11 protein-coding genes are annotated in these 11,922 nt (G+C 29.5%); 8 read left to right on the plus strand and 3 right to left on the minus strand.

All coding sequences use genetic code 11. The features are described from left to right. Positions 1-6 precede the first annotated feature (6 nt). Positions 7-1,593, minus strand: coding sequence for an asparagine synthase B (gene asnB / locus C7U54_RS09230; RefSeq protein WP_107030095.1), 1,587 nt, complete (start codon positions 1,591-1,593; stop codon positions 7-9). Between the two features lie 456 nt (positions 1,594-2,049). On the opposite strand from asnB, the gene C7U54_RS09235 reads away from it, so the two are divergent. The 4 genes from C7U54_RS09235 to C7U54_RS09250 all read left to right on the plus strand — a co-directional run bounded on the left by C7U54_RS09235 (position 2,050) and on the right by C7U54_RS09250 (position 7,659). Then, a complete protein-coding gene (locus tag C7U54_RS09235) occupies positions 2,050-2,226 on the plus strand; it encodes a DUF4250 domain-containing protein (RefSeq protein WP_022001248.1) in 177 nt (58 codons plus the stop codon). 56 nt (positions 2,227-2,282) lie between these two features. Then, positions 2,283-3,485, plus strand: a complete 1,203-nt coding sequence (gene ilvA, locus C7U54_RS09240) for a threonine ammonia-lyase (RefSeq protein WP_107030096.1) — start codon at positions 2,283-2,285, stop codon at positions 3,483-3,485. Between the two features lie 48 nt (positions 3,486-3,533). After that, positions 3,534-4,454 (plus strand): hypothetical protein, encoded by a 921-nt coding sequence (locus C7U54_RS09245; RefSeq protein WP_107030097.1) that lies wholly within the window; start codon positions 3,534-3,536, stop codon positions 4,452-4,454. Between the two features lie 112 nt (positions 4,455-4,566). After that, the gene (locus C7U54_RS09250) at positions 4,567-7,659 is read left to right on the plus strand and encodes a SpaA isopeptide-forming pilin-related protein (RefSeq protein ID WP_107030098.1); all 3,093 of its coding nucleotides are present in this window, start codon (positions 4,567-4,569) and stop codon (positions 7,657-7,659) included. Here C7U54_RS09250 and C7U54_RS09255 read toward each other — a convergent pair. Next, a complete protein-coding gene (locus tag C7U54_RS09255; RefSeq protein WP_022001252.1) occupies positions 7,652-8,224 on the minus strand; it encodes an ATP-dependent Clp protease proteolytic subunit in 573 nt (190 codons plus the stop codon). The genes C7U54_RS09250 and C7U54_RS09255 overlap by 8 nt on opposite strands. Positions 8,225-8,484: 260 nt before the next feature. Here C7U54_RS09255 and gap point away from each other — a divergent pair, with 260 nt between their 5' ends. Next, entirely contained in the window at positions 8,485-9,498 is a 1,014-nt protein-coding gene (gap, locus tag C7U54_RS09260) for a type I glyceraldehyde-3-phosphate dehydrogenase (RefSeq protein ID WP_022001253.1), read from the plus strand. 239 nt (positions 9,499-9,737) lie between these two features. Here gap and C7U54_RS09265 read toward each other — a convergent pair whose 3' ends face one another. Further along, on the minus strand, positions 9,738-10,157 hold the full coding sequence (locus tag C7U54_RS09265; protein WP_146137624.1) for a hypothetical protein: 420 nt from the start codon (positions 10,155-10,157) through the stop codon (positions 9,738-9,740). 71 nt (positions 10,158-10,228) lie between these two features. Here C7U54_RS09265 and C7U54_RS09270 point away from each other — a divergent pair, with 71 nt between their 5' ends. The 3 genes from C7U54_RS09270 to C7U54_RS09280 all read left to right on the plus strand — a co-directional run. Beyond that, on the plus strand, positions 10,229-10,441 hold the full coding sequence (locus C7U54_RS09270) for a TnpV protein (protein ID WP_241522598.1): 213 nt from the start codon (positions 10,229-10,231) through the stop codon (positions 10,439-10,441). A 314-nt stretch (positions 10,442-10,755) separates the two neighbouring features. Then, the gene (locus tag C7U54_RS09275) at positions 10,756-11,205 is read left to right on the plus strand and encodes a hypothetical protein (RefSeq protein ID WP_107030100.1); all 450 of its coding nucleotides are present in this window, start codon (positions 10,756-10,758) and stop codon (positions 11,203-11,205) included. A gap of 12 nt (positions 11,206-11,217) precedes the next feature. Beyond that, the coding region (locus C7U54_RS09280; RefSeq protein WP_146137625.1) for an FtsX-like permease family protein at positions 11,218-11,922 on the plus strand (705 nt) is incomplete at its 3' end.

Consider the following 11,922-nt stretch of genomic DNA (forward strand, 5'->3'; position numbering starts at 1 on the left):
TTATTTTTATTTTCCAGAATCTCCATAGTTTTTAAGCACACGAGCACTTGGATCATCAACATCACAGTTTTCCCATTCTTTATTTGGCATCCAGAAATCTTTGATCCATTTTCCTTGTTGTGGGAAGAATGATTCAAAAATATCTCTATACATTAATGATTCTTTGGTGAAAGGTGTACAATATGAATATTTATCTTTAGCATTTAAAACATCTTCATCACTGTATTTATCTTCAGCTAATTCTTTTAAATAATCTACCATTGAATGACCAACAGCATCAGAAAAAGCTGCTTTTTCTCTAAATAAAATATCGTGTGGTAAATAATCAGTTCCTTCAAAAGCATGTCTTAACAAATATTTTCCTTTATTATAAACATTCATTTTTTTAGCAGGATCAATAGACATAGAATAATCAACAAAATCAAGATCAGCAAAAGGAACACGTCCTTCAAGAGCATGTGCAGAAATACAACGATCGGCTCTTAAGACATCATACATATAAAGTTCTTTGATTCTTTTACTTGATTCTTCTTGGAAAGCTTTAGCGTTAGGTGCAAAATCAGTATATTTATAACCAAATAATTCATCTGAAACTTCACCAGTCATAATAACTTTAATATCGGTATTTTGGTGAATATATTTACATAAAATATACATGGCCATACTCGCACGAATTGTTGTAATATCGAAAGTTTCGAGATGATAGATGACTTCTTTTAGATGTTGATAGAGATCTTCTTTATTCATAATAACTTCTGTATGTTCTGTTCCTAAATAATCAGCAACTTGTTTAGCATATTTTAAATCAATAGGATCACTTTCCATACCGATAGCGAAAGTACGAATAGGTTTATCTGATAATTTTTGACCAATGGCGCATACTAAAGAAGAATCTAATCCACCGCTTAATAAATATCCAATAGGTGCATCAGACATAAATCTTTTTTCTACGGCTTTTTCAAGTTTTGTTTTTAATTTTCCAGCAATTGTTTCTAAATCATCATCAACGATTGTTTTAGGATCACTTAAATCATTATAACAAACAAATTGACCATCTAAATAATAATGTCCTGGTGGAAAAGGCATAATATCATCACATAAATCAAATAAAGTTTTGGCTTCGGAAGCAAAACATATTTGATGTTCTTTTTTACTATAACCATAAAACATAGGTCTAATTCCCATTGGGTCTCTTGCTGCCACTAACTGTTTTGTTTTGTTATCGTATAAAACAAGAGCAAATTCAGCATCTAAATATTTACATAAAATTTCAAGTTCATATTGTTCATATAATGGAATCAAAACTTCACAATCACTACCAGATTTAAAAGTATAGCTACTTTCTAATTTTGTTTTTAATGCTGGATAGTTATATATTTCACCATTACATACAAGTGTATAATCTTTATAAACAAAAGGTTGATTTCCATTTGTTGATAAATCCATAATTGATAAACGGTTAAATCCCCATGTTATTCCATGATCAATTGAGACATGTTGATAATCAGGCCCACGATACGCTGCTTTATCTAAAGCTTTTTGGAAAACCTGTAATTCAAATTCTTCACTTCCAACGACTAAAAAACCACACATTTTAATATCCCCCTTATAATTAAAAAACGCACATAGTGTGCGAGTATCGTGTAACATATAAATCCAAAGATATACATGGTACGGAAAATACTTCAAAGAGTACTCGATACCCGCTAGTTGTAACATAACTAGAGACGTTCTAGCCTACTTGCATTGCTTTCGGTAGACAGCTCGAAGGTGTTCTTCATATTTTCGTTCACTGCTAGTCTTTCACCTTCTACTAGCTCGCTGTTGCTTCGTAAAAATACTACTCTCCTTGTCTTTGCTTTTAACTTGTTTACAGTATAGTATAGGATTTATAAAAAATCAATAAGAATTAATTAATATGATAAAAAATATTTAATTTTATACAATTATAAAATGTGAATAACTTTTGAGACAAATTTGAGACAAAAAACATAAAAAAATCATGTATAATGTTAATGTCTAGAAAAATATAAATAAAGGAGTTTAAAAATGCCAAAAGATATACACATGTTAGTAAGTATGATTAATATGAAATTAAGAGATGATGATATGCAATTATCACATGTTCTTTCTGTTTATGATTTGGATGAAACTGAGTTTATGAAAAGATTAGATGAAAACGAATATTTTTATGATGAAAGTACAAATCAAATTAAAACAAAATAATTGTTTTATCGAAGAATAGTGATATAATTATGAATACTTAAACGGAGGGAATTTAAATGTTAAAATTAGAAGATTTTAAAGCGGCTAAAAAAAGAGTTGATGAAGTTATCTTACCAACTCATTTAATACATAGTGATGCCTTTTCTGAAGAATGTGGAAATGATGTCTACATCAAACCTGAAAACTTACAAAAAACAGGAGCTTTCAAAATTAGAGGGGCTTACAATAAAATTATGAAATTAGATGATGAAGCAAAGAAAAAAGGGTTAATTGCTTCTTCAGCTGGAAATCATGCACAAGGTGTTGCTTATGCAGCAAAAAAATTAGGGGTCAAAGCAACAATTTGTATGCCAGCACATACACCATTAATTAAGGTTGATGCTACAAAAGCACATGGAGCGGATGTTGTATTATATGGTGAAGCTTATGATGAAGCTTATGAAAAAGCTGTAGAATTACAAAAAAGTGAAGGATACACTTTTGTTCATCCTTTTGATGATGAAGATGTTATGGAAGGGCAAGGAACAATTGCTTTAGAAATTATGGAAGAACTTCCAGATGTTGATTATATTTTAGTACCAATTGGTGGTGGTGGATTAATTTCAGGTATTGCTTGTGCAGCAAAGCAAATCAATCCATCTGTTAAAATCGTTGGTGTTGAACCAGAAGGTGCAGCGAGTGCCCTTGCCGCAGTTGAAGATGATCAACTTGTTAAATTAAGTGAAGTAAGTACAATCGCTGATGGTACAGCAGTTAAACAAATTGGAGAAACTCCATTTGAATATATTAAAAAATATGTTGATGAAATCGTAACTGTAAGTGATTATGAATTGATGGAAGCCTTCTTATTACTTGTTGAAAAACATAAATTAATTGCTGAAGGATCAGGTATTTTATCATTAGCAGCTTTAAAGAAATTACATTGTAAACGTAAAAAAGTTGTTTCACTTATTTCAGGTGGAAATATGGATGTTATGACAATTTCTTCGATGATCAATAAGGGACTTATTTCAAGAGGAAGAATTTTAACATTCTCTGTACAATTACAAGATATTCCAGGACAATTAGAAGTTGTTTCTCATTTACTTAATGAATGTAATGCAAATGTTATTGGAGTTGAACATAACCAATTTAAAAACTTTGCTCGTTTCTCTGAAGTAGAATTAAGAGTGACTTGTGAAACAAATGGTGAAGCTCATATTCAAGCGATTGCTGATAAATTTAAAGAAAATGGTTATATTATTCAAAAAATTAACTAATCTTATAAACCGCTTAGGCGGTTTTTTATTTTCAATGAGGTGAAGATCATGATTTATAAATATTTTAAAGAGTGTAAAAAATTAATTGTATTGATTACTTTATTAGGCATGCTTATTGGTATGCTTTTTTTTATAACTAAAGATACACCACCAACACTGGTACTAAAAAAGAAAAAAATCAATATTGAATATGGACAAACTTATTATGCTAATTTTAAAGGCTTAGTGGATACAACAGGAATGAGTAAAGAGGAGATTTGTTATTTAAAAAAGAATGTAAGTATAACAGATAATCTTCAAAATGAAGATCAAAAAAGTTATCCAGCAGTAGGAAAATATAAGATTTTTATAAAATATAATAATAAGCTTTCAACGATTCAAATTATTTGTAAAGATACATTAGCACCTGTACTGGCATTTCCTAAAAATGTAGATGTTATAAAAGAAAGTGATTTAGAAAGTATTGATTTTAAATCATTGATCATAGCTACCGATTTATCACCATTAAAAGAAATTCAAATAGATACAAGTCAAATCGATATTCATAGAATAGGTGAATATCAAGTAAAAGTATTTGTAGAAGATATTTATAAAAATAGAAGAGAAAAAGAATTTAAGGTCAATGTTATAGAAAATAAACAAGAAACAACTAATTCTCAAAATAATCAAGAAAATAATATGAATAAGATTGAAAGTGAAAATAATAAACCGAATGAGGACATTACAATCTCTCAATCAAATGAAAAAAATAATGTAAAGGATCATTTAGATAATGATCATCAACAAACAAAGCCCCAACAAACGGTTTATTGGTATGAATGTTATCTTTGTGGATTATATGTTGATTCAAATGTTTCTTTAGAAGATGCTAAAAAGAAGTTTGATCAAACAAAGTGTACAGATGCTATTGAATTTTCAGGAATAGAGTGGAGACATAGTAGATTTCATTATGGAATTAATCATTCTTAGAAAATTGAAGGAGGAGTAAAAGTGAATTGTGTTTATAAGTGGATTTTAGGTCCGTAAGCAATCAGAGATTGTCTTTTTTTATTAGAAATTATTTATGATGGAGGAATATGAAATGAAACAGAAAAAAATATTTGATAAAGTTATGAAAATATTTGCAGTTATGGTGTTTATTTTATCTATGTGTTTTTCACAAAAATATGCAAATAATGTCGAAGCATGGGATAATAGTACACCTCATGAATTTACACGTATTAAACAAATTGATTATCCATGGTGGTGGTCTTCTAAAATAAGTAGTGCGAAAAAATGGTCCACTTATATGTGTAAGTATGATAATAAATATGCTTATTGTTTAGAAGCAAGTAAAAAATCACCATCAGCTGGAAAATACCCAGCTCAAGTGATTGAAAATAATGAGGCTGTAAGAAAAATTCTTTATTATGGATTTGGAGGACCAGGCTATGATCAAGCAATTAAAGAAATGTATACAGTTGAATTAAATTCTTGTGTTCCTGATGATTTTGGAGAAAAGCATGGTAACTTTGATGATGGTGCTTATTTGTTTACCCATATTTGGCTTTCTTATGCTTATGGCGGAGATTTAATGGGGTTAAACTTAAAAGATTTCAATGCTAAATGGCCAAATGCAGATGGTAATAGTGGTTATGGAGATAATATTTTATGGGGCTATAACTGGCTTATGAATCAACCTGATATTGGTTATGCTTATTTTAGCCCAAGTCAAGATGGTGGAGTTACAGCCTCTTTTAAGGCTGAATTTGATAAGGTAAATAAACTTCAAAAAACAAATACTGTTAAATTAGAAGGAACAAGTCACTCTACCATTCAAGTTCCTTTACAAAATAATGTTACACTATATAACGTAACAAAAGGAACGATGCAAACAGGGGGAACGGTAACTGTAAATGGTGGAGAAAGTTTCTATTTAACAGCACCATGCAAAAATAGTCCAGAAAATTATAAGTCAGGAAATATTGCGGGAAAAGGTTGTGAAATGTTTACTGCATTAGCTATTAAAGATGGTGCAGAAGGAACACAAACAGAAGGTTCATGGAATTTAGATCCTGATGGAAATAAATTAAAATATGAAGTTGAATGGTTGGATTTTGGAGCGTTACGCCTTTCTAAGGTAGATAATACTTCTGAATTTCAAAAAAATTCTAAATTTAGATTAATTTCAACTTCTTATACAGGATATGATGAAACTTTTGAAGTCACAAAAGATGAAAATGGAGATTATGAATTATTTATTGATTATTTACCTGTAGGAACTTATTCACTTACTGAGATTGAATGTGAAGATCACTTTGCACCTGTTGTTGCTAAATGGCAAGTGACAATTGTAAAAGATAAGACAACAAAGAAAATTGTTGTAAATACATTAAGACCAACAGGAACATTAAAACTTCAAAAGAAACTTGAAGATGCATGTCAAGGAGCTGTTGATCTTGCAGATAAAGATATTAAAAAAACAAAATATAAAGTTGTAGCAATGAATGATATTGTTGATACAGTATCTTTGAAAAAATTATATTCTAAAGGGGAAATAATTACTTTAGGAAGTGGAAAATGTATTGTTGATACAAATGATGGTCAAATGATTACTTATTCAAATGGTGTACAAGTTTCAAAAGGGGTAATGAATGAAGAAGGAATTATTTCTGTAGATGAAAATGGTCAATTAGAAATGACAGGAATTCCTCTTGGAAAATATCAAGTTGTTGAAGTTTCATGCCCTCAAGGTTATGTTTTAGATTCTACACCTTATGATTTTGAAATTACACAAAAAGATCATACAACAACAATTTATACAAACTCTCATGAACAAACAAATCAAATTACTAAGACAACATTTACTAAAACCGATGTTACTGGTGATCAAGAAGTTAGTGGTGCTAAAATGTCTATTACGGATTTAGAGGGAAAAGTTATTGATGAATGGATTTCATCTAATAAGGCCCATGAAATAGATGGATTAGAAAGTGGAAAAACTTATTATTTAAATGAGGATACAAGTCCAGCAGGATATGTAAAAGCAACGAAAATTGAATTTAAAGTCAATGAAGATGGAAAAATTCAAAAAGTAAATATGAAAGATAAAGTTGTAACAATTTCTAAAGTAACTTTAGGTGGTGAAGAAATTCAAGGAGCTTTATTACAAGTAATAGATGAGGAAGGAAATACAGTTGATCAATGGTATAGTGATGGAAATGAACATCCTGTAAGTGGGTTAGAAGAAGGAAAAACGTATACTTTACATGAAGATTTAGCACCTTTAGGATTTAATTTAGTAAATGATATATCTTTTACAGTTTCTTATGAAAAAGAAAATCAAAAAATAGAAATGATTGATACTTTTGTTAAAGTTTATAAACAAAAAGAAGATGGCAATTTGTTAAAAGGGGCACAGCTTACAGTTGTTTCTACAAAAACAAAAAATAGAATTGATCAATGGATTACAGGACAACATATTTTTGATATTAATGATGTTATGAAGAAAAAATTGTTAAAAGGGGATATGTGTCAAGGTAAAAATGAAGAAGGTATTGAATATAAAGTTGTTCCCCAATTAAAATCAAATGATTATTTTTTAATGTTGAAAGATGGAGAAGATGTGACATATTATTGTATAGATATTCAAGGAGATGAGACAGCCCACTTAATACAAGGACTTAATAGTGGGGAAAAATATATTTTAAGAGAAACATTGACACCTTGTGGATATGCAACAGCTAAAGAACAAATTTTTGAAATAAGAGAAAAGAATATTGTTTTAAAAGTTGTTGATGAAGATATTAAAGTGGATATTTCTAAAAAAGACATAACAAATAAAAAAGAATTGTCTGGAGCTCATTTACAAGTGAAAAATGAAGATGGAGAAGTTCTTGATTCTTGGATTTCAACTGATCAAGAACACCGCATTTGTCATTTGAAAGTTGGTAAAAAATATATTTTAGAAGAAACAATGGCACCTTATGGTTATGAAAAGAGTGAAAAAGTCGAATTTGTGATTAAAGATACTGGAGAAATACAAAAAGTCATCATGTATGATCAACCAATTATTCAAGCAATTAAAACAGGTGATAGTTCAAAGTTGAATTATTTTATAATGCTTGGTGCTTTAAGTGGAATTTGTATTTTTTTATGTAGAAAAAGGGATGTTAAATCCCCTAAATCTAAATGATTTCATCAATAAGACCATATTCTAAAGCTTCTAATGGATCTAAGTAGTAATCACGATCACAATCATGAATGATTTTTTCTAATGATTGTTTAGAATTTTCACTTAAAATAAGTGAAAGTTTTTTCTTTTGTTTGCATATTCTTTTAGCGTTTATTTCAATATCACTTGCTTGTCCTTCTAAAGAGGCAAGAGGTTGATGTATCATTATTTCACTATTTTTTAATGCACATCTTTTTCCTTTAGAACCTGCACTTAAAAGAATAGAAGCCATACTTGCTGCCATGCCGCAACAAATTGTGCTGACATCACATGAAACAAAGTTCATTGTATCAAAAATTGCTAGTCCTGCAGAAACACTACCGCCAGGTGAATTGATATACATGTAAATATCATTTTTATTATCTTGTGCTTCTAAATAAAGTAATTGACCAATAATTGAACTTGCCATGGCATCGTCGATAGTCCCTGTAAGTAGAATAATTCTTTCTTCTAAAAGTTTGGAATAGATATCGTAGGCATATTGATGATTTTTATCTTTTTCTATAACGGTTGGTATTAGATGCATAAAATAACCTCCATATGTAATTATAGAAATTAATAATAAAAATTATTCTTTGCACTGATGAAATAAGTAAAAATTTTTTTAAAAAAATAGTAGAAAATAGTGTAAGCGCTAACGATATAATGAAATGGGAATTATTAGAAAAATAAAGGAAAAATTAATGCATCTTATACAAGAAATCAACGTTGTAATAGTTGCTTTTGTGAAGTTTTTGACTTATAATAATGGCATAAAAGCTATTTACAAGGAGGAATATTAATAAAATGGCAGTAAAAGTAGCAATTAACGGATTTGGACGTATTGGACGTCTAGCATTCAGACAAATGTTTAATGCAGAAGGATATGAAGTTGTAGCAATCAACGATTTAACTAATCCTAAAATGTTAGCACACTTATTAAAATATGATTCAGCACAAGGTAAATATGCATTAGCTGATACAGTAGAAGCTGGTGAAGATTCAATCACAGTTGATGGAAAAGAAATCAAAATCTACGCTAAAGCTAACGCAGCTGAATTACCATGGGGAGAAATCGGTGTAGACGTAGTATTAGAATGTACTGGATTCTATGTATCTAAAGCTAAATCTCAAGCTCATATCGATGCTGGAGCTAAAAAAGTTGTTATCTCAGCACCTGCTGGAAATGACTTACCAACAATCGTATTCGGTGTAAACGAAGGTACTTTAAAAGCTTCTGACACTATCATCTCAGCAGCTTCATGTACAACTAACTGTTTAGCACCAATGGCTAACGCTTTAAATAATTTAGCACCAATCAAATCTGGTATCATGTTAACAGTACATGCTTATACTGGAGATCAAATGGTATTAGATGGACCTCATAGAAAAGGTGACTTAAGAAGAGCTCGTGCAGCTGCAGTTAACATCGTTCCTAACTCAACAGGTGCTGCAAAAGCAATCGGATTAGTAATCCCAGAATTAAATGGTAAATTAATTGGTTCTGCACAACGTGTACCAGTTCCAACTGGATCTACAACTATCTTAACTTCAGTTGTTGAAGGTGAAGTTACAGTTGAAGAAGTAAATGCAGCTATGAAAGCAGCAACTACTCCATCATTCGGATATACTGAAGAACCATTAGTATCTTCTGATATCGTAGGAATCACTTACGGATCATTATTCGATGCAACTCAAACTATGGTTAAACCATTAGACAACGGAACTACTGAAGTTCAAACAGTTGCTTGGTATGACAACGAAAACTCATATACTTCTAACATGGTTAGAACTATTAAATATTTTGCTGAATTAGCTTAATCTAGCGAAAAATATGCTAAATAAAAAAGGGCTTCAAGATAGAAGAAGCCCTTTTTTTTACGCCAAAACCCGCATGAAATCAACGTTTTTTTGATTTGCGGGTTTTTATTTTTTGTAAGTAAAATAATGCTCAAAAATGCCCTAAAAATGGGCTATACCAAAAAAATTCGAAAAAAGTGCAAAATTTCCACCAAAAAAGCATCAAAAAATCATTAATTTTTGATGCTTAAAATAAGTGTCTATTCAGGGTTATTTTTATAACATTCGACAAGTGGATAAAGGATATTCACAATCGAATTATAGGTTTTTTTATCGATAAGATTTTTTGTATTAATTGCGTAATCAAAAACCTTGGATAGTTTTTCTATACTTTGATGATCTTCGTTATAATCTCCTTTAGTAACTAATTGAATGTTTTTTTCAAATAAATCAATGAGTGTACTAGAATTATCTTCATCATCCAAATCAAAGAGCTTCAATACATATATTAAATCATTTTGATTTTTAATGTGCTTAACTATTTCAATATTCGCTTTATAAATAGCAATTTTAATTTGTTTTAATAATTCTTCACTAATCGATAGATTTCTATCAAAATCTATCCGCCAACAAAAATACTGTAAATTACCAATCAAGAAGTAATCTTCCATGATCATCACATCGGCATCTTCTCCGGTAAGTACTTCAACAGGTAATTGAAAATAAAACAAAGAGAAAGCAGGGATGAAAGATGAAAGAAATAGAATATATTCAAGTTGGAGATTATCAATTACCGAACTTAAAAGTAGAAGAAATGCATTTAAATCGCTTTGGAAGAGCAAAACTAGATTATTTAAAGAAGCATGATTATCTATTAAAAGTACAAAAAGAAGCTGATGATTTATATGACAGATTGGTTGAAGAATATAAGACCAAGTGGAATGTTACTGAAGAACTTAAATAAAACGATCAAATAAAGTGGGTTCAAATGATGAATACTATTAAGAGCTGTGTGGATGAAATTGTATATAAGACACTTTTAAATTAATAATGTAAGCTATTTTCAATTATGAAAGTAGCTTTTTTAGATAGGTGTAACTATTTAATTTTTTATTTTCGTGCCATAAAACTGACTTCCATGCCAGAAAGATACCGATTTAAAAGAAAATAAATAAAATAATAAGTGTAGAGAGGAAATATAAAAAATATTTCAAAAAATACTTGAGTATAAAGTGACTCTATAGTCTATGTTAAAGATGTCAAAGGAGGAAATGACTTATGGAAAAGAGTAAAAAGACATTAAAAATGATTGGAATTTGTATTATTGGACTTGTAATTGTGGTGGCTGTAAATATATTGAAAAAACCAGAAGATCCATTTAAAAATGATGATCGTGTTAAACTTGGATATCAACATGTTGAAGAAAGTGATATATTGAATAGTAAAGATTATGATTCATATTATGTTTATTTCTATGAAACAGGAAATGAAAAATGCAAAGATACAAATGAAGCAGTTAAATCTTATGTTAGAGGAAAATCAAGTATTTATGTATTCAATATGGAAGAAGCAAATGATATTAAAACAGGAAAAGATTTTGATTATAAAAACGTGACAGATTATAAAGGTATCACAGTAAAACAAGTACCAATGCTCATTCATGTAGAAAACAAAAAGATTGATCATGTTTATTACAAAGCAAGTGATATTAAAAAAGCATTAGAATAGTAGGTGAAAGTTATGTTGAAGTTTGCATTAGAAATGTTGTGGACAGAAAGAAAAAAAGCATATGGCTTGATTGTTTCTATTGTCACAACACTTAGTATTTGTTTATTGTTTTTACATTTTATTATTAATCCATATCTCGCTAAAAAGGTGACATATGATGATATTCTTGATTTTAGTGAACCTTATTGCATTATGTTGATGGGATTGTTTATTTTAATGGTTTGTGTTTCATTGATTTGTTATTCATGTAACTATTATATGAAACTTCATGCTAGAGAAATAGGAATGCTTAAAATGGCAGGATTTAATCAGGGTAAAGTAGTGCTTTATCAATTGATTCAAATGATTATGCTCATGGTTGTTTCAGTAATAATCACCTGTTGTTTGTCATTAGTGACAACACCAATCTTTTTAACAGTTGTTTATCGTTATTGTCATATTCATCAAAGTATTTTCTATTTTAACTTTAAATTATTTAAGATGTTAGGAATTTTAGTTGTTTGTATTTTAGTTATTTTAATCGCTATGCAAATCAACTATATCAACAATAATTCTTTATCATCACTTATTAAAGATAAATATATTACAACACAAAAAGAAGATCATCGTGTCTTTATCATTCCTGATTATATTTATATCTTAGGTTATTTCTTAGGACTTTATGCGATGTATGTAGGAGAAGAATTAGATGCAGGATTTGCGATTGCTTCTTGTATT

This window comes from Faecalibacillus intestinalis (assembly GCF_003024685.1).
Taxonomy (GTDB): Bacteria; Bacillota_I; Bacilli_A; order Erysipelotrichales; family Coprobacillaceae; genus Faecalibacillus; species Faecalibacillus intestinalis.